The 24,675-nt window shown below is 58.2% G+C and carries 24 protein-coding genes; 6 read left to right on the top strand and 18 right to left on the bottom strand.

The window, feature by feature from the left end:
- Positions 1-154 precede the first annotated feature (154 nt).
- Positions 155-808, top strand: coding sequence for an adenylate kinase (adk, locus tag C4S72_RS16990; RefSeq protein WP_104004352.1), 654 nt, complete (start codon positions 155-157; stop codon positions 806-808).
- 111 nt (positions 809-919) lie between these two features.
- Positions 920-1,252 carry a YnfA family protein gene (locus C4S72_RS16985; protein WP_104004351.1) on the top strand — a complete coding sequence of 111 codons (333 nt, stop codon included), beginning with the start codon at positions 920-922 and terminating at the stop codon, positions 1,250-1,252.
- A gap of 7 nt (positions 1,253-1,259) precedes the next feature.
- On the opposite strand, the gene C4S72_RS16980 is transcribed toward C4S72_RS16985, so the two are convergent.
- Positions 1,260-1,847 (bottom strand): hypothetical protein, encoded by a 588-nt coding sequence (locus tag C4S72_RS16980; protein WP_104004350.1) that lies wholly within the window; start codon positions 1,845-1,847, stop codon positions 1,260-1,262.
- 266 nt (positions 1,848-2,113) lie between these two features.
- Between C4S72_RS16980 and rlmB the strand changes: the two genes are divergently transcribed.
- Entirely contained in the window at positions 2,114-2,860 is a 747-nt protein-coding gene (rlmB, locus tag C4S72_RS16975; protein WP_104004349.1) for a 23S rRNA (guanosine(2251)-2'-O)-methyltransferase RlmB, read from the top strand.
- A gap of 31 nt (positions 2,861-2,891) precedes the next feature.
- On the top strand, positions 2,892-3,101 hold the full coding sequence (locus tag C4S72_RS25670; RefSeq protein ID WP_146071918.1) for a hypothetical protein: 210 nt from the start codon (positions 2,892-2,894) through the stop codon (positions 3,099-3,101).
- Between the two features lie 60 nt (positions 3,102-3,161).
- On the opposite strand, the gene C4S72_RS16970 is transcribed toward C4S72_RS25670, so the two are convergent.
- The 16 genes from C4S72_RS16970 to accB all read right to left on the bottom strand — a co-directional run bounded on the left by C4S72_RS16970 (position 3,162) and on the right by accB (position 21,420).
- Positions 3,162-4,349, bottom strand: coding sequence for an acetate/propionate family kinase (locus tag C4S72_RS16970; protein ID WP_104004348.1), 1,188 nt, complete (start codon positions 4,347-4,349; stop codon positions 3,162-3,164).
- 3 nt (positions 4,350-4,352) lie between these two features.
- The gene (locus C4S72_RS16965; protein ID WP_104004347.1) at positions 4,353-5,300 is read right to left on the bottom strand and encodes a bifunctional enoyl-CoA hydratase/phosphate acetyltransferase; all 948 of its coding nucleotides are present in this window, start codon (positions 5,298-5,300) and stop codon (positions 4,353-4,355) included.
- A 157-nt stretch (positions 5,301-5,457) separates the two neighbouring features.
- Positions 5,458-5,823 carry a histidine triad nucleotide-binding protein gene (locus tag C4S72_RS16960; RefSeq protein ID WP_104004346.1) on the bottom strand — a complete coding sequence of 122 codons (366 nt, stop codon included), beginning with the start codon at positions 5,821-5,823 and terminating at the stop codon, positions 5,458-5,460.
- 86 nt (positions 5,824-5,909) lie between these two features.
- Positions 5,910-7,436 (bottom strand): SpoVR family protein, encoded by a 1,527-nt coding sequence (locus tag C4S72_RS16955; protein ID WP_104004345.1) that lies wholly within the window; start codon positions 7,434-7,436, stop codon positions 5,910-5,912.
- On the bottom strand, positions 7,433-8,722 hold the full coding sequence (locus C4S72_RS16950) for a YeaH/YhbH family protein (protein WP_104004344.1): 1,290 nt from the start codon (positions 8,720-8,722) through the stop codon (positions 7,433-7,435). Before C4S72_RS16950 ends, C4S72_RS16955 begins: the two co-directional genes overlap by 4 nt.
- A gap of 54 nt (positions 8,723-8,776) precedes the next feature.
- Positions 8,777-10,699 carry a PrkA family serine protein kinase gene (locus C4S72_RS16945; protein ID WP_104004343.1) on the bottom strand — a complete coding sequence of 641 codons (1,923 nt, stop codon included), beginning with the start codon at positions 10,697-10,699 and terminating at the stop codon, positions 8,777-8,779.
- 568 nt (positions 10,700-11,267) lie between these two features.
- A complete protein-coding gene (locus C4S72_RS16940; RefSeq protein ID WP_104004342.1) occupies positions 11,268-12,065 on the bottom strand; it encodes a tetratricopeptide repeat protein in 798 nt (265 codons plus the stop codon).
- Positions 12,066-12,110: 45 nt separating this feature from the next.
- Positions 12,111-12,725 carry a LysE family transporter gene (locus C4S72_RS16935; RefSeq protein ID WP_104004341.1) on the bottom strand — a complete coding sequence of 205 codons (615 nt, stop codon included), beginning with the start codon at positions 12,723-12,725 and terminating at the stop codon, positions 12,111-12,113.
- Between the two features lie 86 nt (positions 12,726-12,811).
- Entirely contained in the window at positions 12,812-14,098 is a 1,287-nt protein-coding gene (gene purD, locus C4S72_RS16930; protein WP_104004340.1) for a phosphoribosylamine--glycine ligase, read from the bottom strand.
- 16 nt (positions 14,099-14,114) lie between these two features.
- A complete protein-coding gene (purH, locus tag C4S72_RS16925) occupies positions 14,115-15,698 on the bottom strand; it encodes a bifunctional phosphoribosylaminoimidazolecarboxamide formyltransferase/IMP cyclohydrolase (RefSeq protein ID WP_104004339.1) in 1,584 nt (527 codons plus the stop codon).
- Positions 15,699-15,730: 32 nt separating this feature from the next.
- A complete protein-coding gene (gene fis / locus C4S72_RS16920; RefSeq protein ID WP_104004338.1) occupies positions 15,731-16,027 on the bottom strand; it encodes a DNA-binding transcriptional regulator Fis in 297 nt (98 codons plus the stop codon).
- A gap of 17 nt (positions 16,028-16,044) precedes the next feature.
- Entirely contained in the window at positions 16,045-17,019 is a 975-nt protein-coding gene (gene dusB / locus C4S72_RS16915) for a tRNA dihydrouridine synthase DusB (RefSeq protein WP_104004337.1), read from the bottom strand.
- Between the two features lie 248 nt (positions 17,020-17,267).
- Positions 17,268-18,563, bottom strand: coding sequence for a DUF3426 domain-containing protein (locus tag C4S72_RS16910; protein ID WP_104004336.1), 1,296 nt, complete (start codon positions 18,561-18,563; stop codon positions 17,268-17,270).
- Positions 18,560-19,465, bottom strand: a complete 906-nt coding sequence (gene prmA / locus C4S72_RS16905) for a 50S ribosomal protein L11 methyltransferase (RefSeq protein WP_104004335.1) — start codon at positions 19,463-19,465, stop codon at positions 18,560-18,562. Before prmA ends, C4S72_RS16910 begins: the two co-directional genes overlap by 4 nt.
- A gap of 130 nt (positions 19,466-19,595) precedes the next feature.
- Positions 19,596-20,936, bottom strand: a complete 1,341-nt coding sequence (accC, locus tag C4S72_RS16900; RefSeq protein WP_104004334.1) for an acetyl-CoA carboxylase biotin carboxylase subunit — start codon at positions 20,934-20,936, stop codon at positions 19,596-19,598.
- Positions 20,937-20,967: 31 nt separating this feature from the next.
- A complete protein-coding gene (gene accB, locus C4S72_RS16895) occupies positions 20,968-21,420 on the bottom strand; it encodes an acetyl-CoA carboxylase biotin carboxyl carrier protein (RefSeq protein WP_104004333.1) in 453 nt (150 codons plus the stop codon).
- 504 nt (positions 21,421-21,924) lie between these two features.
- On the opposite strand from accB, the gene C4S72_RS16890 reads away from it, so the two are divergent.
- Positions 21,925-22,971, top strand: coding sequence for a DUF2333 family protein (locus C4S72_RS16890; RefSeq protein ID WP_104004332.1), 1,047 nt, complete (start codon positions 21,925-21,927; stop codon positions 22,969-22,971).
- A gap of 59 nt (positions 22,972-23,030) precedes the next feature.
- Complete coding sequence (locus tag C4S72_RS16885; RefSeq protein ID WP_104004331.1) at positions 23,031-23,801, top strand: ParA family protein; 771 nt, start codon at positions 23,031-23,033, stop codon at positions 23,799-23,801.
- 233 nt (positions 23,802-24,034) lie between these two features.
- Here C4S72_RS16885 and C4S72_RS16880 read toward each other — a convergent pair whose 3' ends face one another.
- On the bottom strand, positions 24,035-24,595 hold the full coding sequence (locus C4S72_RS16880; RefSeq protein ID WP_104004330.1) for a hypoxanthine-guanine phosphoribosyltransferase: 561 nt from the start codon (positions 24,593-24,595) through the stop codon (positions 24,035-24,037).
- Positions 24,596-24,675: the final 80 nt, after the last annotated feature.

Genomic DNA, 24,675 nt, shown 5'->3' with positions numbered 1-24,675 from the left:
GCTAATGTCGAATTGTAGCGATAGAGATCGACGGGCTAAGGTCGAACGATAACAGGTTTCCAAGTTCGTGGGTGCGCGAGCCGGCATTTAGAGGTGCCGGCCGGGGGCCGGCGGACGAAAGATTTACCGTAAAATAATCAGGAGATTGTCTTCCATGCGTATTATTCTTCTCGGCGCTCCGGGTGCCGGAAAGGGGACTCAGGCCCAGTTTATCACCGAGAAATTCGGCATCCCGCAGATTTCAACCGGTGACATGCTGCGCGCTGCCGTTAAAGCGGGCACCCCCCTGGGGCTTCAGGCGAAAAAAGTGATGGATGAAGGCGGTCTCGTGTCTGACGACATCATCATCGGCCTGGTCAAGGAGCGTATCGCCGAGGCGGATTGCGCCAAGGGCTTTCTGTTCGATGGCTTCCCGCGCACCATTCCTCAGGCTGATGCTCTGAAGGACGCCGGCGTCACCATCGATGCGGTTGTTGAGATCGATGTGGCTGATGAAGAAATCATCAAGCGCATGAGCGGTCGTCGCGTGCACCCGGGTTCAGGTCGCACCTACCACGTCGTCTTTAACCCGCCCAAGGAAGAGGGCAAGGATGACGAGACCGGCGAAGAGCTGGTGCAGCGTGAAGACGACAAGGAAGAAACCGTGCGTCAGCGCCTCAAGGTCTACCATGAGCAGACCGAGCCTCTGATCAGCTACTACCGCGGCTGGAACGAAGAAGACGCAGCGACTGCGCCGAAATACGTTTATGTCCCGGGCGTCGGCAGTGTTAACGATATCCGTGACAAGGTCTTCGAAGGTCTGGCATAAGTCAGCACCCACTAGACCCGAGGGCCGCTTTTAAGCGGCCTTCTTTGTTTTTAGCCCTGATAACGGTTTTTAGTCCTGATAACGGAGCAGCGTGTAAGAGGTGGATAAGATTTGCCCGAATTGAAGACTGTCGCGCTATTTATCGTTACAGCCCTGGCCGAGATCCTGGGTTGTTATCTTCCCTACCTCTGGCTGCGCGAGGGTAAGCCTGTCTGGCTTTTATTACCAGCGGCACTGAGCCTGGCTCTGTTTGCCTGGCTGCTGACGCTGCATCCCACCGCGGCAGGCAGGGTCTATGCGGCCTATGGCGGCGTCTATATCTGTATGGCGATTATCTGGCTCTGGAGTGTTGATGGAGTTAAACCGACCGGCTGGGATATCCTTGGCTCCGCAGTCGCCCTGCTAGGGATGGCGATCATTATGTTTGCGCCCAGACCCGTTTAAGCCCTGATTAAAGCAGCTCAAAGGATTCCACGTAGACCAGTTCACAGGCGCCGTTGCCGGTATCCTCGCGGGTCAACGAGCTTTTCCAGTGCCAGCCATCCGGGGCTTCCGCTTTTATCAGGTAGCCTCTGATCCGTACCAGGTCACCGGGCCCCAGTTTGCCGATCTGCCTCTCGATCCAGTCATTGGCGGGCACCATGTGCATATTGGCGCTGGTGCGCTCGATCTCCCTGCGTGGAATAGGGTAGTGATCGGTTTTCCAGCGATACCAGCGGCCGGATTGAGTGATGTCGATCTGCTCCAGCACCCGGTTGTCTGACATCCGCTGCCAGCCCAGCGCCAGGTCATACTTCGCCAGGTCCGATTCCCTGTCTATCCTGTAGGTTTCCCTGCCCAGCACCCGTGCTTCCAGTTCGAAATCAGCCAGTGCCTGCAGCGTATAGCCTGCATGTTCGAAGCGCTTGTCGGGGCTGGTTGAAACCTGCCGCGGGGTGCTGTTTATAAGCACGCCGTCAGGATGCCGCGGCTCTGACCTGGATAGGAAAAAGTAGCCGGCCAGGAGCACAACCAGAATCAGTAGCGCATTACGAAGCATCCACCCCACTCCTACAATATAAGGCTAATCTGAACTATAAGAGTTTATAAGCAGAACTGCGCTGAAGCGGCGGTAAAAAGCTAATCGGCGTTTGTTCGCCGCATTCAGGCAGAGCGCTTTAGAAAGGGCTTCGGCCTAAATCTAAAGGCCTATTTTAAATAGGGTTAAATGATCCGAGACTAGGTGTAATCCGGCTGGGCTTTAGCACACATTTTGTCCATAATGTGCGGCTTTCTCACGGGTCTGCAAAACGTCATGGAGTGGTCATGAAAGCGGATATCATCTTCGGCATCCACGCGGTTTCTACACTGCTCAATCGCGAACCTGCCCGCGTCAGGCGCCTGCTGGTGCTGCAGGGGCGTCATGACAAGCGTCTGCAGTCTCTGTTGGAGCTGGCGGAGCAGAACGGCATTTCCGTTAAGGCTGTTCCCAAGGCAAAGCTCGATGAGCTGGCGCAGGGCGTGCACCAGGGCGTGGTGGCAGAAACCGCGGCGCTGAAAGCGGGTAATGAAAACGATCTGGAGCGCCTGTTGGAGTCCCTGCCGAAGCAGGCGCTGCTGCTGGTGCTCGATGGTGTTACCGATCCGCATAACCTCGGCGCCTGTTTACGTACGGCGGATGCCGCTGGTGCTTTGGCCGTAATTGCACCCAAGGATAAATCGGCGCCGTTGAACGCGACAGCAATCAAGGTCGCCTGCGGCGCTGCCGAGGCGGTGCCCTATATCCAGGTAACAAACCTGGCACGGACACTTCAGCTGCTGCAGCAATATGGTATCTGGATAACCGGTACCGCCGGCGAAGCGACCCAGGATATTTACCAGGCCGACCTGTCAGGCTCGCTGGCGTTGGTGATGGGTGCGGAAGGTAAGGGCATGCGCCGTTTGACGCGGGAACACTGCGATCAGCTGGTGCGGATTCCAATGGCTGGTGAAGTCAGCAGCCTGAACGTCTCAGTAGCGACCGGGGTGTGTCTGTTTGAAATTGTGCGCCAACGTCAGGTCAAACCCGGCTAGAACATAACAACAAGGACAGGGACGTCTGAAAATGACTACTCACCATCTGTGTAGTACCTGCGTCGAGCTCAAGGAGAGCAATGGAGAGGCTCCTCCTCATGCGGGCCTCCGTCCTATGCTGGAGCTGGGCGAGCGGCAACTGTTCCGCTGCCGCTACTGCGGTGCCTTCGCTACTTCTCCGGGTGATGGGCAGCGGGGCTGGAGCCTCAATATCATGGGACTGCCGGTGCAGCCCGATTAGATGAGCAAGTTCCAGTTATCGGGCCCAGCCTGTCCTTCATTTTGCGACTTAATTTTCCCCTTAGATCAGCTGCAATAGCTCTGCGACCCGCTGGGCGATCATCGCCTCCTCATTGGTCGGAATCACCCGAACCTGAACTTTGGATGACACCGAGTCGATACGACGGGCGTTCTCCCGGTTGGGGCCTTCATCGATACTGACTCCCAGCCAGCCGCAGCGGGCCGCGACCCGGGCGCGCAGGTCGGCATCGTTTTCACCGACGCCACCGGTAAACACCAGCTGATCCAGCCCTTCCAGCGCCGCCGTGAGGCGACCCAGTTCCAGCGCAATGCGGTAGGCAAACAGATCGATCGCCAGCTCCGCCGCCGGATCGTTGGCGCGGTGCAGGGTGATCATGTCGGAGCTGATACCGGATACACCCAGCCAGCCGCTCTGCTTGTAGATCATTGCCTCGATGGCATCCACATCCATCTGCTTTTCATGCATAAGGTAAAGAATTACGCCGGGGTCGATATTGCCACAGCGGCTTCCCATGGGCAGACCGTCCACCGCGGTGAATCCCATGGAGCTGGCGATGGAGTGGCCGTCACGGATGGCGCACATGCTGGCGCCGGCTCCCAGATGGCAGACCACGGTTTTCATATCGCCGCAACCGAGTGCTTCAAGCTGATGCTGGATGTAATCGTAGGAGAGGCCGTGAAAGCCGTACTTATGCACGCCGCTGTCGGTGAGCTCCCTGGGGATCGCATAGATCTTTTCCAGCTGCGGCTGCTGGCTGTGGAACATGGTGTCGAAACAGCCGATACGGGGGATGTCTGCTGCCAGGGTGCCGCAGGCCTCAAGTAAACGCAGGTTATAGGGCTGGTGCAGCGGTGCCAGCGGGATATAGCGGCGCAACTGGTCCAGCTCGGCATCGCCTACCTGGATGGGGTGGCTGAACTTGTCACCGCCGTGAACGATACGGTGGCCGGTGGCGATCAGTTTGACGTCGCTCAGATGTTCCTTGAGCCAATCGAGAATATGTTCCAGCGCAGCCTGGTGGCGCTGCTCGAAGTCTATATGGTTCCAGTGCAGCTCCTCGTGATCGAGCAGCTTGTCCTCTTCATCAAGGATATCGAAGCGCACCGGGTCACCCTGCAGGTTGCCTGCTTTCAGGTGATAGAGGCAGTGCAGCCCATCGGCCTTGAGGGTGTAAAGTCCGCATTTCAGGCTTGAGGAGCCGCCGTTGACCGTCAGTATGGTATCCATGCTTTAACTCCCCTTTGCCGGATGCAGAACCATATAGGAAGCCAGAGCACAGGAGGCGAGGCGCCCCAGGGTGCCTTCGGCGCGGCTGGTCAGAATGATCGGTACTCTTGCGCCGACGGCGATACCGGCGGACTTCGCGTTGGCCAGATAGATCAGCTGTTTGGCGATCATGTTGGCGGACTCGAGGTCCGGTGCGAGCAGGATATCGGTGTCACCAGAGACCGGGGAGTCGATATGTTTGTCGATGGCGGCCTGACGGGAGATGGCGTTATCGAAGGCCAGTGGGCCGTCGATGATACCGCCCTTGATCTGACCCCGGTCGGCCATTTTGCAGAGGGCTGCGGCGTCGATGGTGCTCTGCATGTTGGGTTTCACCTTCTCCACCGCCGCGAGGATAGCGACCTTGGGTTGCGGATTACCCAGCGACTGGCAGAACTCGATGGCGCTCTGAACAATATCGCGTTTAACCATCAGGTCCGGTTCGATATTGATCGCGGCATCGGTGATGACCAGGGGTTTGTGGTAGTTGGGAACGTCGAAGACGAAAACATGGCTCAGGCGGCGGTCGGTACGTACCCCGCGGGTCTTGTGAACCACTGCAGCGAGCAGCTCTGAGGTGCCCAGGCTGCCTTTCATCAGCGCTTCGGCCTGACCCATACGGACCAGCTCACAGGCGCGCTCGGCAGCCATATGACTGTGCTCGGTGGCAACGATCTCATAGCCTGAAATATCCAGGCCTTCACTGTCGGCAGCGGCCTGAATCTTATTTGCCGGTCCAACCAGCAGCGGCTCTATCAGCCCCTGCTCGGCGGCTTCTATAGCGCCGAGAAGACTGTTGTGGTCCACCGGGTGAACGACTGCGGTTTTGATAGGGCGGGCACGCCGCGCCTGCTCAATGAAGTATTCCAGTTGATTATGGGCCGGCGGCTGACCGGTCTCTATCGTTGCCATGTATGATCTCCAAGTCCTTGGGTTAGTCTCATACTACAGTTTCGATACTACTGAAAAATGATGCGGCGCAGCAAAATATATATTTACTGCACAGGTTTTATCCTGAGAGGGCTGTGAGGCAGGAGAAGCAGGGGGCAAGGTTGCCCCCAGGGTATTCTTAGACGGGGGTTTTCAGGGTGTCCTGGTAAGGAGGCCAGCCCATCGGCTTGCCGCCGAGCAGGTGCAGGTGAATGTGGTAAACGGTCTGACCGCCGTGGGTGTTGCAGTTGAACACCGTACGGTAACCGTCCTCCGCGAAGCCGTGTTCATCGGCTACATCTCCTGCGATCTTGAGCATATAGCCCACCAGTTCGCAGTCTTCGTCGGCGATGTCGTTCAGCGTCGGGATATGCTGACGCGGGATGACCAAGGCATGGAAAGGGGCCTGGGGGTTGATATCACGGAAAACAATGACCTTCTCATCCTGGTAGAGAACATCAGCGGGAATCTCGCCTTCGACGATTTTGCAAAACAGACAGTCCATCGGGCTCCCTCGAGAGTGAAGATTAAAAGCAGCCAGTATAACGAGCGCCGAGGGACCGGCTCAAGCCGGCCCGTTGAACCTGCCCCTCAGGCCAGGTCCATCGACAGCGGTTTAGGCGGGCAGTGATAGGTTTTTGTCACCTCGTTGGCGGGCGTCACTGACTCCAGTCTGACGTCGAAGCCCCAAAGCCTGTGAACATGCTTGAGCACCTCATCGGTGGAGTCGCCCAAAGGCTGGTTGTTGTACATATAGTGGCGCAGGGTCAGGCTGCGATCGCCACGTACATCCACGTTATAAACCTGGATGTTGGGTTCACGGTTGCCCAGGTTGTACTGCGCCGCCAGTTGCTCTCTGAGCTTCTGGTAGCCGTCTTCGTTATGGATTGCATCGACGCGCAGTGTGGGCCGTTCGGCATCGTCGAGGATGGAGAACAGGTGCAGTTCCCGCATCAGTCTCGGCGACAGGAACTGAAGAATAAAGCTTTCATCCTTGTAGTTGCGCATGGCGTAATCGAGCGTTTCGATCCAGTCCTTGCCGGCAATATCCGGGAACCAGTGACGATCTTCATCGGTGGGGTTTTCACAGATGCGTCGGATGTCGGTCATCATGTTGTACCCCAGGGTATAGGGGTTGATGCCGTTGAAGTAGGGGCTGTCGAACGCCGGTTGATAGACCACGCTGGAGTGGGAGTGCAAGAACTCCATCATAAAGCCGTCGTTGACCAGGCCTTCGTCGTAGAGCTGGTGAAGGATGGTGTAGTGCCAGAAAGTAGCCCAGCCTTCGTTCATCACCTGGGTCTGCTTCTGCGGGTAGAAATACTGCGCGATCTTACGCACGATGCGGATGATCTCCCGCTGCCAGGGCTCCAGTAGCGGCGCGTTCTTCTCGATGAAGTAGAGCAGGTTCTCTTCAGGGTCTTTCGGGTAGTGGATCACCTGTTCTTCGCCGCTGGCCTCCTTCTTCGGAATAGTGTTCCAGAGGTCGTTCAGGTGGCGCTGGATATACTCTTCCCTGGCCATCTGGCGCTCTTTCTCTTCCGCCGCAGTGAGCGGGCGAGGGCGCTTGTAGCGGTTGACGCCGTAGTTCATCAGAGCGTGGCAGGAGTCGAGAATCTTCTCCACTTCATCGGTGCCGTAACGCTCCTCGCACTGGCTGATGTAGTGCTTGGCAAACAGCAGGTAGTCGATGATTGCTGTGGCGTCGGTCCAGGTGCGGAACAAGTAGTTACCCTTGAAGAAGGAGTTATGACCGTAGCAGGCATGGGCGATAACCAGCGCCTGCATGGTGATGGTGTTCTCCTCCATCAGGTAGGCGATACAGGGATCAGAGTTTATGACGATCTCGTAGGCCAGCCCCATACGGCCGCGTTTGTAGTTCTGCTCGGTTTCGACGAACTGTTTGCCGAATGACCAGTGATTGTAGTTCAGCGGCATGCCGATGGAGGCGTAGGCGTCCATCATCTGCTCAGAGGTGATCACCTCTATTTGGTTGGGATAGGTGTCGAGGCCAAAGTTTTTTGCCACCCGGGCGATTTCACGGTCGTACTCCTCGATCAGGTCGAAGGTCCATTCGGAGCCGGTGGAGATTGGTGTGCGCTCTTTTACTGCACTCATGCGGCACCCTCCGTGCGCTTTTCAAACAGCTTGCGGAACACCGGATAGATCTCGCCAGCGTCGGTGATGTGCTGCATGGCGAACTCATCCGGAAACGCCTCGTGCACCTGCTCGTATTCGTACCAGAGGTTCTGGTGCGGACCGGTGGTGATCTCCACGTAGGCGAAGTACTGCACTTTTTTCAAAATGCGTTTCATCAGCAGGTCGGAACAGGTGGCTGAATCGCCATCCCAGTTGTCGCCGTCAGAAGCCTGGGCAACGTAGATGTTCCAGTCTGCCGGTGAGTAACGTTTGTCGATAATGTCCGCGGTCATCTGCAGCGCGCTGGAGACGATGGTGCCGCCGGTTTCGCGGGAGTAGAAGAACTCCTGCTCGTCCACCTCTTTCGCATGGGTGTGGTGGCGCACAAAGACGAGCTCTATCTGCTTGTAGTTCCGCTGCAGGAACAGATAGAGCAGGATGAAAAAGCGCTTGGCGATATCCTTGATCGATTGGGTCATCGAGCCGGACACATCCATCACACAGAACATCACTGCCTTGCTGGAGGGGACCGGTACCTTGACCAGGTTGTTGTAGCGCAGGTCAAAGTCATCGATGAACGGCATTCGCCGGGCTTTCTTGTCCAGCTCCGCTATCTGGTCGCGCAGCGCCTGCATCTGCTCTTTTAAGGCTTCGTCAGCGGGCTGTACCGCTTCCAGTGCCCAGAGCTCTTTGCGCAGCGCCCTTATCTCCTTGCGATCGCCGCCACCCAGGGCGATACGCCGGGCGTGGGCGGCACGCAGGGAGCGCACAATATGAAGTTTGTCGGGCGAGCCGCTGGTGCTGTAGCCGGCGCGCCGGGTTTCGAAGGCGGTGGCATCTTTCAGCTGCTTACGCACCAGATAGGGTAGTTCCAGGTCTTCGAACATGAAGTCGAGGAACTCCTCCTGGCTGATAGAGAAGGTGAAGCTGTCTTCGCCCTCTCCCTGGTTGCTGGCTTTACCCTGTCCAGAACCGCCTCCGCCGCCGCTTTCGGGACGCTGGAATTCATCGCCGGTAACAAACTCCTTGTTACCGGGGTAGATACGGGTGTTCTGACCGCCCTGGCCATGATGGAAAACAGGCTCGGAGATGTCGCGGCGGGGGATGGTGACCTCACCGCCACGCTCGATATCCGAGATCGAGCGGTCATGGATAGCCTCTTCAACCGCACGCTTGATGTGCTGCTTGTAGCGACGAAGGAAGCGCTGCCGGTTAACCGTGCTCTTCTTCTTCGAGTTGAGTCGGCGATCGATGATATAGCTCATACCGAAGACTCCCGTGGTCGGAGGGCCGCCTCTGCCGCCCTCCGATATGGCTGCTTACTGGGATTTACGCACGCGGATATACCATTCCGACAGCAGGCGTACCTGCTTCTCGGTGTAGCCGCGTTCGATCATCCGCTTGACGAACTCGCCATGCTTTTTCTGCTCGTCGGAAGATGCCTTCGGATTGAAGGAGATCACCGGCAGCAGGTCCTCGGTGTTGGCGAACATCTTCTTCTCGATCACGGTGCGCATCTTCTCGTAGCTGTTCCAGGCCGGGTTCTTGCCCATGTTGCTGGCGCGGGCGCGCAGTACGAAGTTGACGATCTCGTGACGGAAGTCTTTCGGGTTACTGATACCGGCCGGCTTCTCGATCTTCTCGAGCTCCTCGTTGATCGACTGACGGTCGAGGATATCGCCGGTTTCGGGGTCGCGGTACTCCTGGTCCTGAATCCAGAAGTCGGCATAGGTTACGTAGCGGTCGAAGATGTTCTGACCGTACTCGGAGTAGGATTCCAGATACGCGGTCTGAATCTCCTTGCCGAGGAAGTCGATGTACTTCGGTGCTATGTACTCTTTCAGATAGCCCAGGTAGCGCTCCTGCACCTCGGCAGGGAACTGCTGTGCACTGATTTCGCGCTCGAGCACGTAAAGCAGGTGCACCGGGTTGGCGGCTACCTCGGCCGGGTCGAAGTTGAATACCTTGGAGAGGATCTTGAACGCGAAGCGGGTGGAGAGACCCTCCATGCCCTCATCGACGCCGGCCGAATCCTTGTACTCCTGCATCGACTTGGCTTTCGGGTCGGTGTCTTTCAGATTCTCGCCGTCATAAACGCGCATTTTTGAGTAGATGCTGGAGTTTTCCGGCACTTTCATGCGCGATAGCACCGAGAACTGACCCAGCATGTTGAGCGTATCCGGCGCGCAGGGAGCGTGATTCAGAGAGCTGTTCTCGAGCAGCTTTTCGTAGATATGGATCTCTTCGGTGACCCGGGTGCAGTAGGGCACCTTAACGATATAGACACGGTCGATGAACGCTTCGTTGGTCTTGTTGTTCTTGAAGGTCTGCCATTCTGATTCGTTGGAGTGGGCCAGCAGAATGCCATCATAGGGAATGGCCCCCATGCCTTCGGTGCTGTTGTAGTTACCCTCCTGGGTAGCGGTGAGCAGCGGATGCAGCACCTTGATCGGCGCCTTGAACATCTCCACAAATTCCATCAGACCCTGGTTGGCGCGGCAAAGTGCGCCGGAGAAGCTGTAAGCGTCCGGGTCGTGCTGTGGATACTCTTCGAGTTTGCGGATGTCCACCTTACCGACCAGGCTGGATATATCCTGGTTGTTCTCGTCGCCCGGTTCTGTTTTGGCGATGGCGATCTGGTTAAGGATGGAGGGGAAGAGTTTGACCACCCTGAACTTGGTGATGTCGCCGCCGTATTCCTGCAGACGCTTGGCCGCCCAAGGCGACATGACGCCACGCAGGTAGCGTGGTGCGATGCCATATTCCTCTTCCAGTATCTCTGCATCTTCACGCGGGTTGAACAGCCCCAGCGGGGATTCGAAGACCGGTGAGCCCTTGATGGCATAAAAAGGAATGTGCTGCATCAGCGCCTTGAGGCGCTCGGCAAGTGAAGACTTACCACCGCCCACAGGGCCGAGCAGGTAAAGGATCTGTTTCTTCTCTTCCAGACCCTGAGCGGCATGGCGGAAGTAGGAGACGATCGCTTCAATCGCTTCCTCCATGCCGTAGAATTCGTGAAATGCCGGGTAGCGCTTGATGACCTTGTTGGAAAAGATGCGGCTCATTCTCGACTCGAGAGAGGTATCGATCAGTTCCGGTTCGCCGATCGCCTGGAGCATTCGCTCAGGCGCATTGGCGTAAGCCATCGGGTCCTCCTTGCACAGGTTGAGATACTCCTGCAGGCTCATCTCTTCCTGCTGGATTGATTCATAACGCGCTTTGTAATGATCAAATATACTCATTGCTCACCTTCCTGTACTCGGACGCTGACTCTTCGCATAACAACTTGTTTTCAAAGTTGTTGTCACAGCGTATTACGCCGCATTCCTGTTTCAGTGTAGTCCAAAGCTATGGTCTGCAAGGGCTTGTACTGACTTCTTTTTTCATCTCCCGTGGGCGTGTTTTAGCTGTGTATGGTCAGAGTGGCTGCAAAGGCCGGTATGGCTCTGCTTAAGAAGTAAATTGCATTAAACGTGCCGCTATAGGACGAAGGGACTGTTTTTCGCCGCTCTTCATCCCCATCACGCTAACTCAGTAGACTGGTGATTTGGCGCCAAGTTGCATCGGATTATCGCTTTGCTGCTGGCGAAATCCGGGCTGCCTGGGGGAAGGGTTAGTGAAGCTCAGGCTGGGCCAGATTGTGGGTGAGCGGCGAGACCAGATAGATTGTCGTCATCATTACACGGGCGGACTCGGACGCGGCGGGAGAAGCGCCCTTAGTCGGCTCGAGTGCACAAAAAATGATCATGCGGTGATTAAAATGGGGCGCAGTGGATCAGCGTGCGCCAAATTGGGGAGTCGCCTCCCCGGTCAGGGGATCTGCTCGATCATATCCAGGGTGGGGCGGGGCGCAGGCAGATCCGGTTGCATCGCGTGGCGCGCCGAAGCGCTGTAGAGGTTTTTCAGGTTAGCCTGGATGCGGGCAAAGCTTGGGTCTGTGGCAAAGGCTGCCTGAAGCGTGTTGATCGCAGCGCCGGTTTCGCCCTGTGCGGCCTGGATGGCGGCCAGGTTATTGTAGAGCTCTGGCACCTGTGGATAACGCTGGATGCTCTCTTCAAGCAGCTGCCGGGCGCGGACGTAATCCGCCTTGATAAACAGAATGCGGGACTCTACTAGCGTGGCGGAAAGGTCATCCAGGGTCAGTTCCCGATATTCGTGGGCCAGCGTCATGGCGGTATCGAACTCGCCCCGCTGTGCCAGCGCCAGGGCAGCGGCCAGGGCTTCCTCAGGCGTACTGATCGGAGCCTGAGCTTGGGGCGCCGCGGGGATCAACTCTTCTGTGTTCTCGGCTACCGGGGTGGCTTCGCCGGTCAGTTCGGCTTTACGCGTGGCGAGCCAGCGCTTGGTTTCCTCGAGACGGGCGTAAAGAGTTTCATCATCGATCGGCAGATCACGGATCCTCAGCGGTCCGGAATAGAGGCTGCCGTCCTGATTGTTGCAGTCGAAGGTCTGCTGCTTGCCTGCACTCAGGCAATACTCGGCCGCCTGCTGGTTCTGCTGACCGCCGGTGCTGCTGCAGCCGGCAATCATTGCAACCAGGCCAGCCTGGCCGAGTAGCGTGGTAAAACGGTTTGCGCTGAACAGGAAACAGGAGCTAGGCCACTTCATCTTAGATCGGTCCCTGAATGCCTTGGTCGGTCAAAGCGAGTCGCTTCAAAGCGTTGCTGTCGAGAGTACCAGACCTGCGAGGATCAGTGCACTGCCGGAGACGCGGTTTTGCCAGCGCAGTGCCTTCGGGTTTTGCATCCAGCGGCTTAGATGCGAGGCGAGGCCGCTGTAACCGGTCATAACACTCCAGTCGACGATCAGCAGTGTAGCTGCTATCACCAGCAGTTGCGGCGTTCTTGGCAGAGTCGGATCCATAAACTGGGGCATCAGCGCGACCAGGAACACCATCCCCTTGGGGTTGGTGATATTGACCAGGTAGGCGCTGATAAAGTGCTGGCGCTTGCTGCCGCGGGTTTCACGATCCAGACTCAGGAGGCTGCGGGCGCGCCAGAGCTGGATGCCGAGCCAGATCAGGTAGCCTGCACCGATCCACTTGATCGCCTGGAACAGTGTCGGCGAGGTGGCCACCAGGCCGCCAAGACCCACGGCGACGATCAGCAGCTGGGTACCGAAGCCGGCAATCAGACCGGCCACGGCGGGGGCTGCGCCACGCACGCCGTGATTGAGTCCGAAGGTCATCGCGGTGGCCGCACCGGCACCGGGTGAGAGGCTGATAAGAACCGAGGCACTGAGCAGTGCCAGCCAGGCTTCCAGTGGCATAGTGTTCCCTGTTAAAAAGTTATCCCTTAAACCAAAAACAGCCGCCCGAGGGCGGCTGCTGTAGCTGAGCGCTGAGCGAAAACTACTCAGTTCGCTTTTTCCCGCGCTATCGCCCGGTAGGCAATATCGGTGCGGAAGTAAGCGTCTTTCCAGCTGATCATATCGACCAGTTCGTAGGCGCGTTTCTGCGCATCGGTCACGCTGTCGCCCAGCGCGGTCGCACAAAGAACGCGTCCACCTGCAGTCACTACCTTGCCGTCGACCAGCTTGGTACCGGCGTGGAACACCTTGCTGTCGGCTGGCGCTTCGGCCGGCAGGCTGATCTCGTCGCCCTTGCCATAGCTGCCGGGATAGCCGCCAGCGGCCATCACAACGCCAACGGCAGGACGCGGATCCCACTCGGCTTCCACCTGATCCAGCTTCTTGTCGAGTGCGGCATTGCACAGCTCAACCAGGCTGGATTTCAGGCGCAGCATGATCGGCTGGGTTTCCGGGTCGCCGAAGCGGCAGTTGTACTCAATCACTTTCGGAGTGCCGTCGGCCATGATCATCAGGCCAGCGTACAGAAAGCCGGTGTACTCGTTACCTTCAGAGGCCATGCCGCGCACGGTGGGGAGGATCACCTCTTCCATGGCGCGGTTATGGATCTCCTGGGTAACAACTGGAGCCGGAGAGTAAGCACCCATACCACCAGTGTTCAGGCCGGTATCGCCATTACCCACGCGCTTGTGGTCCTGGCTGGTGGCCATCGGCAGTACGTGCTCGCCGTCGACCATAACGATAAAGGAAGCTTCCTCACCGTCGAGAAACTCTTCGACAACTACGCGGTGACCCGCATCGCCAAAGGCGTTGCCTGCCAGCATGTCGCGAATCGCTTCTTCCGCTTCTTCCAGGGTCATCGCCACGATAACGCCCTTACCGGCGGCCAGGCCGTCGGCCTTGATCACGATCGGCGCACCTTTTTCACGGACGTAGGCCAGGGCTGGCTCTACCTCGGTGAAGTTCTGGTAGTCCGCCGTCGGGATGGCATGACGCGCCAGGAAGTCCTTGGTGAACGCCTTGGAGCCTTCGAGCTGGGCAGCACCGGCGGTGGGGCCGAACACACGCAGACCCAGGTCATTGAACTTGTTGACGATACCTTCCACCAGCGGCGCTTCCGGGCCGACGATGGTCAGCGCGATGGCGTTATCCTTGGCGAAGGCCGCCAGTTCATCCAGCGCCAGCACGTCGATGTCGACGTTCTGGCACTTGGTTTCCTGAGCGGTGGCGGCGTTACCCGGTGCAACGAAGACCTTCTCGACGGCTTCGTCTCGGGCAGCGGCCCAGGCCAGCGCGTGTTCGCGCCCGCCGGAACCGATTACGAGAATATTCATCAGCAGCAACCCTTGATCAGTGACGGAAGTGGCGCATGCCGGTGAAGACCATCGCCATGCCGTGCTCGTCTGCAGCGTCGATCACTTCCTGGTCGCGCATGGAACCGCCCGGCTGAATAACGGCCTTGATGCCGGCTTCAGCAGCAGAGTCGATACCGTCGCGGAACGGGAAGAACGCATCAGATGCCATCACGGAACCGGCTACTTCCAGACCTTCGTCAGCGGCTTTGATGCCGGCGATCTTGGCGGAGTAAACGCGGCTCATCTGGCCTGCACCGATACCGATGGTCTGGCCGTTCTTGGCGTAGACGATGGCGTTGGACTTAACGAACTTGGCCACTTCCCAGCAGAACAGCAGATCGCGGATCTCCTGCTCGGTGGGCTGTACCTTGGTAACGATCTTGAGCTGGGAAGCGTCGACCATACCCAGGTCGCGATCCTGAACCAGCAGGCCGCCGTTGACGCGCTTGTAGTCGAACGCCTGGGCGCGCTGAGCACCCCATTCGCCGCACTCAAGCAGGCGGACGTTCGGCTTCTTGGAAACGATCTCGGACGCTTCGGCGCTGACGCTCGGCGCGATGATCACTTCGACGAACTGACGCTCGACGATTACCTTGGCGGTTTCGGCATCCAGCTCACGGTTGAACGCGATGATGCCACCGAAGGCAGAGGTCGGGTCGGTTTGGAAAGCGCGGTTGTAAGCTTCGAGGATATCGCCGCCGATCGCCACACCGCAGGGGTTGGCGTGCTTGACGATAACGCAGGCCGGTTCCTTGAACGGCTTGACGCACTCAAGTGCAGCGTCGGTGTCGGCCACGTTGTTGTAAGAGAGTGCCTTGCCCTGCAGCTGACGGGCGGTAGAAACGCTCGGCTCGGCCGGGTTGGCTTCCACGTAGAACGCTGCGCGCTGGTGCGGGTTCTCACCGTAACGCATGTCCTGTGCCTTGATGAACTGGGTGTTGAAGGTGCGCGGGAAATCCGCAGGTTCTTCAGCGTCGCCCTCAACGATGGCGCCCAGGTAGTTGGCGATCATGCCGTCGTAGCCGGCGGTGTGTTCGAACGCCTTTACGGCCAGGTCGAAGCGAGTAGCCTGGCTCAGGCCGCCGTCGGCTTCCAGTTCCTTGAGGATAGCGTCGTAGTCACTGGCGTTGACGACGATGGCGACGTCCTTGTGGTTTTTCGCCGCAGAGCGGACCATGGTCGGGCCGCCGATATCGATGTTCTCGATCGCCATCGGCAGATCGCAGTCCGGGCGGGCGATGGTCTGAGCAAAGGGGTAGAGGTTAACGACGACCATATCGATCGGGTCGATGCCGTGCTCGCTCATCACTTCGTCGTCAGTACCGCGACGGCCGAGGATGCCGCCGTGAACTTTCGGGTGCAGGGTCTTTACGCGACCGGCCATCATTTCCGGGAATCCGGTGTAATCGGAAACCTCGGTAGCCGGGATATCGCTCTCTTTCAGCAGCTTGTAGGTGCCACCGGTGGAGAGGATTTCAACGCCGCGTGCGGACAGGGCGCGGGCAAAGTCAACAATACCGGTTTTGTCCGACACGCTGATCAGGGCGCGGCGGATCGGTGTAGTGTTCTGCTCAGACATAGTCTTGGATTCGCTTCTCTCTATTCGCTCGATTACAGCAGGCCGTACTGCTTCAGTTTCTTGCGCAGGGTGCCTCGGTTCAGGCCCAGTACCTCGGATGCCTTGGTCTGGTTGTCCTTGGTGTAAGCCATCACGCTCTCAAACAGCGGTGCTTCGATCTCAGACAGGACCATCTGGTACACGTCGGTTACCGGCTGCCCATCGAGCTGCTTAAAGTAGCTGGTCAGAGACTGGTGAACGGTGTCACGCAGAGTCTGTGCCGGTTTACCCGCCTGCGGCTGGGTGCTTTGTGCATACTGTTCCAAATCTTTGCTATCCACTGTACTCATGTACCCAAATCCTGGATTCAAGCAGCCGCTGAATCGCCCAGCAGGGCGGTGACAGCACTTACCTGATCGCTTGCTGTTTCTAATTGATTGAAATGCTTCCTGAACCCGGCAGCCTCCGGGTGTTGCTGCAGATACCAGCCCACATGTTTGCGGGCGATACGCACCCCCATGAACTCGCCATAAAAACCGTACAGCTCCTGCAGATGTCCGGTCAGTATAGACAGAACTTCGCTGGTCTCTGGCTCGGTCTGGTACTCGCCGTGGCGCAGATAACTGTCGATCTGGCGCAGCAGCCAGGGACGACCCTGGGCGGCGCGACCAATCATGACGGCCGCGGCACCGGTGCGGTCGAGCACCTGTCTGGCTTTCTCGGGGGAGTCGATATCGCCGTTGGCGATAACGGGAATGGAGACCCGGTTCACAATGCGGGCGATGGTGTCGTATTCCGCTTCACCCTGATAACGGTCGGCGCGGGTCCGGCCGTGCACGGCAAGTGCCGCGATACCGGCCTGTTGGGCCAGGTCCGCGATACGCTCGCCATTGCGCTGCTCCGGCGACCAGCCGGTGCGGATTTTCAGGGTAACGGGGATATCCACAGCACTGACTACCGCATCGAGGATGTCGGCAACCAGCTGTTCATCGCGCAACAGGGCGGAACCAGCCGCCTTGTTGCAGACCTTCTTGGCAGGGCAACCCATATTGATGTCGATGATCTGCGCACCGCGTTCCGCATTCATACGGGCCGCGTCCGCCATCATCTCCGGATCGCCACCGGCAATCTGTACCGAGCGGGGCTCGGCTTCGCCGCTGTGATCCAGTCTCAGGGAAGATTTACGTGAGTTCCACAGGCGTGTATCGGAAGTCACCATCTCCGACACCACCAGTCCGGCGCCCATGCGTTTGCAAAGCGTACGGAAAGGACGGTCCGTTACCCCTGCCATCGGTGCCAGCACAACCTGACTGTCAATGGTATAAGGGCCGATTCGGAACATCATGCACCTGCCAAAAAAGAAGGGTTCTGGCCCGGACCTGAGGTCCGAGTCCCGGGTTCTAAGGATAACCATGCCCGGCCCCGACCACATCGACAAGCGATGCTAATGGAGCGATACCGAACTGGGATCCTGTTTGGAAGGCGGCCAATGATACTCTTTCGTAACGGGGGCTCCAACCCGTTTTTGTTGCTTTTTTGATCGATTTCGGGCTTGACCGACACTGCATTTTAAGCGTGTCGGCGTTTGGCTTAACGCTCGGGCAACAGGTCCAGCGTATAGCTGAGCGCGCCCTCGCCGGGATCGGTGATTTCGAGCTGAATTTCTACCGGTACCTGCGAGGGCATCCGGGCGTTTTGCCTGCCGTTATCGAGGTACTCGCCGGGATGGAAGATGCGTCGGGCCACGACCTGGCCTCTGACATTACTGAATGTCAGACCCAGTGCCGGGTAGGGCTGACGGAAGGCGGCATTGTTCTGCAGACGGATATCGACCCTGAGCGCATCGGCAAACGAGGGATGCGGACGCACGACCATCTGCAGGTTTTCGATATTGTCGTAGGCGCTGCTGTCGAGCTCACAGGGCAGCGACTCGCAAACCAGGGTGTAAAGCGGGCTGAAGTCTGACAACAGCGCGATCTTGTCACGCTCGAACCAGAACACCTGACCGAGCAGGATGGCAGCGGCTACCAGCGAGGCGAGTGTCCAGCCGGCAATGGCGAAAGGATCGCTTTGCTCACGGCTGACTTCCAACGTGATCGGCTCGGCATACAGGTGGGGAATATCCTGCTCGCGAATCGTCTCCGTCGCTTCTGTGCTGCTCGTATCCGCGGGTCTGAACTCGGAGGACTCTCCAGCTACACTGGCCTGAGCTTCGCCTGTCTGCGCTTCAGCAGGCATCGCTGGTTTGCCAGGCTCCGGCGGATTTTCAGTGTCGCTCTCAGGTTCGACTTTTAATGATGTCCTTTCGCTCTGAGGCTCTGAAGCCTGAGTGCGGACTTCAGCCTCGGCTTGATCAGCACCCGTGCGAAGATAAGCCGGTTCAGCTTCGGGGTTGGGTTCTGGTTCCGGCCCTGTGTCGGCTTCAGGCAGCGTCTCAGACTGGGGTTCCTGCTGCAGAGCGCGCTGATGATTTTCCTGATCTGAAAGGGGAGCGGCAGGGGAGTAGGTCGGTTCAGCCTCTGCTGTTGCGGGGGCTGATTCGGCTGGCTCGGTCGAGGTGTTGGGTGTGCTCTCTTTCTTTTCCGCACCCAGCCCCGTAATAGCACCGAGATACGCCTTGAGTTCATCGGTCTTGATCGATACACCGCTGGGCTCTGACTGCACCGGCTGAGTGGCGGCGGGCGCGTTGGCAAATAACGCCGTACGCCGCCGTTTCTGTGAGCGGTTTTCGAGCCGACGCTCGAGGCGATGCGCTTCCGTACGTGCATCGAATACCTGCAGGCAGGCGCCACAGCGGACCTGCCCCTGCGCCATACGCAGTTGCCCCTGGGTTACCCGGAAACGGGAGTGGCAGCTAGGGCATTCGGTGACGATAGGCTCGTTCATTGTGCCTGACGTTTGACTCCGGTTAGGCGTATCCAGCCATCTTTTTCCACGGCGGGCTCCATGTCAAACCATTGGCTGTAGGCGGCGGAGACCTCATCGGCCTGTTCGCTCAGCAACCCTGAAAGCAGCAGCTTGCCGCCGGGGCGGACCAGGGCTTCCAGTGTTGGTGCCAGTTGCACCAGCGGACCTGCCAGGATGTTGGCGACCAGGGTGTCCGCCTGGACCTTGGGTGTCGCTTCCGGCAGGTAAGCCTGCAGGCGGCTGTCGGCCAGGTTGTTTCGGTTCAGGTTGTCGCGGGTCGCTGTGAGTGCCTGGGGATCGATATCCACAGCGACGACTTCGCTGGCGCCCAGCAACAGTGCGGCGATACCGAGAATACCGCTGCCACAGCCGTAATCCACTACCAGCTGGCTATCCAGCATCTGGCCATCGAGCCACTCCAGGCACAGGGAGGTGGTCGGGTGGGTACCGGTACCGAAGGCCAGGCCCGGGTCGAGCATCATGTTGACCGCGCCGGGGTCAGGCGCTTCACGCCAGCTCGGGCAGACCCAGAGGTGCTGGCCAAACTGCATCGGATGGTAGCTTTCCATCCACTCGCGCTCCCAGTCCTTGTCCTCGAGTATCTCTGCCTTGAATGTCGGGTGTTCGCGGGCCTCGGGATCGATCTGTTGCTGCGCCTCATGCAGCAGGTCGAGCGTTTCCTGCAGATCGTGTTCGGCGGCGAACAGACCGGTGACCACGGTTTTGCTCCACAGCGGAGTGGTGCCAAGGTCCGGTTCGAAGATCGGCTGGTCTTCGGCGTCCTGGTATGTGACGGCGGCGCAGCCGGCGGCCAGCAGCAGGTCTTCGTACTGCTCGGCCTGCGCGGGGACGGTTTCAACCTTTATCTGTAACCAGGGCATGGGTAGAACTCCAACATCAGCAATGGGGAAAGTATGTCGCAAACCCTGCGTTCGGGAAACCTGAAGCGGGGCGCTGAGATTAAAAAAGCCCGCATTAGCGGGCTTGGATCTATTGGTAAAGCTCGAGATCTTAGAGACCCAGCTTTTTCTCCAGATAGTGAATGTTTACACCACCGCGTGCAAAGTTGGCATCGCGAACGATGTCCTGATGCAGTGCAGTGTTGGTCTTGATGCCTTCAACGACCATCTCGTCCAGAGCGTTCTGCATGCGCAGCAGAGCGGTTTCGCGATCTTCGGCCCAGGTGATCAGCTTGGCGATCAGTGAGTCGTAGTGCGGGGGCACTGTGTAACCACCGTAGAGGTGTGAGTCGACACGGATACCGTTGCCGCCGGGAGCGTGGTAGTAAGTCACCTTACCCGGGCTTGGCATAAAGGTGCGCGGGTCTTCGGCGTTGATGCGGCACTCGAAGGCGTGGCCGTTAAGCTTGACGTCTTCCTGCTTGATAGAAAGCGGCATGCCGGAAGCGATACGCAGCTGTTCCTTGACGATATCGACGCCAGTCACCTGCTCGGTGACCGGGTGCTCTACCTGAACACGGGTGTTCATCTCGATAAAGTAGAAACCGCCATCTTCGTACAGAAACTCGAAGGTGCCAGCGCCGCGATAGCCGATCTCGATGCAGGCATCGACACAGGACTGGAGCACTTTCTTGCGTGCTTCCGGGTCGATTCCGGGAGCCGGAGCTTCCTCAACTACCTTCTGGTGACGGCGCTGCAGAGAGCAGTCACGGTCGTACAGGTGGATGGCGTTGCCCTGGCCATCGGCCAGTACCTGGACTTCCACGTGGCGTGGCTTCTCCAGGAACTTCTCCATATAGACGGTTTCATCGCCGAAGGCGGCTTTCGCCTCGGAGCGTGTTACCTGGATCGCGTTAATCAGGTGTGCTTCGGTGTGCACCACGCGCATACCGCGACCACCGCCACCGGCGGCAGCCTTGATGATCACCGGATAACCGATACGTTTGGCGATTTTGTAGATCGCCTCGGGGTCATCGCCCAGCGGGCCGTCTGAACCGGGAACCGTCGGTACACCGGCTTTCTTCATTGCTTCGATCGCGGAAACCTTATCGCCCATCAGACGGATGGTGTCGGCGCGGGGGCCGATAAAGGTGAAACCGGACTGTTCCACTTTCTCGGCGAAGCCTGCGTTCTCGGCGAGGAAGCCGTACCCGGGGTGGATACCCACAGAGTCGGTGACCTCAGCGGCGCTGATGATCGACGGAATGTTGAGGTAGCTTTGGGCGGAGGGGGCCGGGCCGATGCAGACGGCTTCGTCTGCCAGGCGCACATGCATCAGGTCGCGGTCGGCCACGGAGTGAACGGCCACGGTCTTGATGCCCAGCTCCTTGCACGCGCGCAGAATTCGCAGAGCGATTTCGCCGCGGTTCGCTATGAGCACTTTATCGAGCATGATTATGAAATCCTTGGTTCGCGACAGCGGATCAGGCGATAACGATCAGCGGCTGGTCGAACTCGACCGGCTGACCATCTTCAACCAGGATCGCTTCGACGACACCGGATTTGTCCGCTTCGATCTGGTTCATCATCTTCATCGCTTCAACGATGCAGATCACATCGCCGGCCTTAACTGACTGGCCGACTTCAACAAATGCAGCAGCAGTCGGAGACGGCGCGCGGTAGAAAGTACCCACCATCGGTGACTTGACGGAGTGGCCAGCGGGCTCAGCAGCAACCGGTGCAACGGCAGCTTCAGGCGCAGCAGCCGGAGCCGCTGCGGGCGCCATAGGCATGGGCATCGGTGCATATGCAGCCTGGGGTACCAGGCTGGAAGCGCGGCTAATGCGAACCGACTCTTCTCCTTCCTTGATCTCGATCTCGTTGATGTTGGATTCTTCGAGTAGTTCGATCAGTTTTTTAACTTTGCGGATATCCATCGGAATAGAGTCTCGGAATTTTTTGACGTTTGGGAAAACAGTTTCCATGCCTGGGCCGGTCTGCGACGGCAGAGGCCGAGCTGACGATGTCGGGCCCGGGTGGAGAATGAACTGGTTAAGGGCGCTAAGTTTGCATTAAAGGAAATCGGCTGTCCACGCGAATCAGCATCTTTCCGGAATTAGACCGCCTGTTTGCCGACGTTTGCCTCCCTTTGGTCTTAAAGGTGGCTGGCTTTTGCCCGATTGTCCACCTCGGCGGCAACTCTTTTTGCCATTTTTTCAGGCGCCTGGCCGCGTTGACCGACTAGCGTAAATTCGCCATAGTGCACTGCATCATAAGGTTCGTTACGGTGCCCGGTAACGACGGCTGCTACTGGGACCCCCTCAACTCCATTTTGTTCGATGTCTTGCGACGGTTTCTGTCGCCCGGCGGCATACGGACAGAAGAGGTTTACAGGTAGGCGGGGCAGGTGGCGGACAATCAGAGAATAAAAGGAATACCCGGTGGACTCTTTACATCGTATCTGGCTGAAGTTTTGGGATGGGTTGGTTGCTCGTCTGGGCAAGGGGCGAGTGCTCAAGGCGCTCGCCGTACTGGTGGGTATCTATCTGCTGGTAACGATAGTGATCGGCATTTACTGGAGTTTCGAGCCCGACAGCTTCGACGGGGCTGAGCTGGCCCAAGCCGAAGCGCAGGCGGCCGGGGAAAATGTGGTCACCGGTTACCAGACCACTTCGGTATTGATCCATGAAGTAGAGACGCTGCTCAACAAACCGGGCGGCTATATCACTAACGACCGTTTCCCTCCGGGGCTCTGGCTCGACAATATCTCTCATTGGGAATACGGCGTGCTGATTCAGGCGCGGGATATGGCCCGCGCCATGCGTAAGACCTTCAGCCGCTCCCAGTCTCAATCCACCGAAGATTCCAACCTGGTGAAGGCTGAGCCGCTGCTGCAGTCCGATTCTAACTTCTGGATCCTGCCGTCCTCGGAAGGGCAGTATAAGAAAGCGTTGAAAGCGCTGCGTGCCTACCGCACCGATCTGGCTGATCCTACTCAGGGCACGGCTCAGTTCTATGCCCGTGCTGATAACCTGCGCGACTGGCTCGGCGATGTGTCGACTCGCCTGGGTAGTCTTTCGCAGCGTCTTAGCGCCAGTGTAGGTCAGCGTCGGCTCAATACTGACCTGGCGGGAAGCCCGGGTGCTGCCCAGTCTACGGCGGCGGCCAACGAGGCGATGATCAAGACGCCCTGGCTGGAGATCGACGACGTTTTCTATGAGGCTCGTGGAACCGCCTGGGCGCTGATTCATCTGCTGGAGGCGGTGAAGGTCGATTTCGCTGCAACGCTGGAGCAAAAGAGTGCCCGCGTCAGCCTGGAGCAGATTATCCGTGAGCTTGAGGCTACACAGGAGACTATCTGGAGCCCGATGATCCTCAACGGTACCGAGTTTGGACTGCTGGCCAACCACTCGCTGGTAATGGCTTCCTATATTTCACGCGCCAACGCAGCAATTATCGATCTGCGGGACCTGCTTTCACAGGGGTGATCGATTCGGGTTGCCTGCTGGTGCCTGCGCGCTTCAGAGCCTAAGTGTGAGGTGTATCCATGCGTCGAGTTGTGTTCAATCAGAAGGGCGGTGTCGGCAAGTCGAGTATTGCGGTAAACCTGGCGGCGATCAGCGCGAGCCGTGGCTTACGCACCCTAGTGGTGGATCTCGACCCGCAGTGTAACTCTACCCACTACCTGCTCGGTGACGAGGCGAATACGCCGGATACCGATGTGCGCGACTTTTTTGAGCAGACGCTGACCTTTCAGCTCAAGCCGGCTGATCCGGGCGACTATGTGCACGCCTCTCCGTTTGAGAACCTCTGGATCATCCCTTCAAACCCGGATCTCGGCGATCTGCAGTCCAAGCTTGAGTCCAAGCACAAGATCTACAAGCTGAAGGACGCGCTGGAGGCGCTGGCGGACCGTTTTGATGCCATCTATATCGATACGCCGCCGGCCTTTAACTTTTTCACCCTGTCCGCGCTCTGTGCGGCACAAAGGTGTCTGATCCCGTTTGACTGTGACGACTTCGCGCGTCAGGCGCTCTACAGCCTGCTAAACAATGTGCAGGAAACACGCGTCGACCATAACGATGCGCTGGAAGTGGAGGGGATAGTGGTTAACCAGTATCAGCCGCGTGCCTCGCTGCCGCAGAAGATAGTGGCTGAGTTACAGGCTGAATCTCTGCCGGTACTGAATACGCGGATCCCAGCGTCGGTGAAAATGAAAGAGTCGCACACCGCGGCGCAGCCGCTTATTCAGATGGCGCCCAAGCACCGGCTGACGCAGGAGTTCCTGAATCTCTATGATGAGCTGCACCCAGCCTGATGTGAGCTAGGGCGGCGCTACGCAGCTTCGTTTAGCGAGGCTGGCGGCGACCGTTCTGCGACTTACGGCGCAGAGTCAGCAGCCAGCAACCCAGTGCAGCGGCCGACAGGGTCAGAATCACGACTTCCGTCATGGTGTACCTGTTTGTTTGGGGAATGACCCGATTCTAGCGGCTGCAAGCTGTCGCGCAACCCCTGAAAACGGGTCTGTCGTTTCAGACTAAGGCGCAGCCGTTATAAGCCTTTGACTGCAAAGATGCCCGGCGCGTTTCGCCAGTAGCCTTTGTAATCCATGCCATAGCCAAATATGTACCTGTCTTCTACCTGCAGGCCGACGAAATCGGCTTTAAGGTCGTGGCGCGCCTTGCGGTCGTGCAGCTTGTCCACAAGTACAGCGCACTGCACGCTGCTGGCGCCGGCGTCGCGGCAGTAGTCGATGATGGCCGCCAGGGTGTGGCCTTCATCAAGGATGTCGTCGATGATCAGTACCGGCCGGTTCTTGAACTCCACCATCGGCGGAACTTTCCATTCCAGTTCATGACCTGCCGTGGAATTGCGGTAACGGGTAGCATGCAGATAGCTCGCCTGCAGTGGGAAGTTGAGCATCGGCAGCAGCTGCCCGGCGATCACCAGGCCGCCATTCATGACGCAGAACACCACGGGATCTGCTTCACCCAGTTGTTCACTGATCTCCTCCGACATCTTATGGATGGCAGCCTTGACCTCCATCTCGCAGAACAGCAGATCCGATTCGATATAAACCTGCTTGATATGGTCGAGATCTGTGCTGCTCATGGCGTTATCCTGCGCTGTTTGTCGAATGATAACCGCGAACCATAAAGCGCTTTCCCGACAAGGGCAAGCCGCTGACGGCA

It is taken from the genome of Marinobacterium lutimaris (assembly GCF_900108065.1).
In the GTDB taxonomy this organism is placed as follows: domain Bacteria; phylum Pseudomonadota; class Gammaproteobacteria; order Pseudomonadales; family Balneatricaceae; genus Marinobacterium_D; species Marinobacterium_D lutimaris.
Note: the sequence above shows the minus strand (reverse complement) of the source record. Positions and strands in the feature narration are given on the sequence as shown.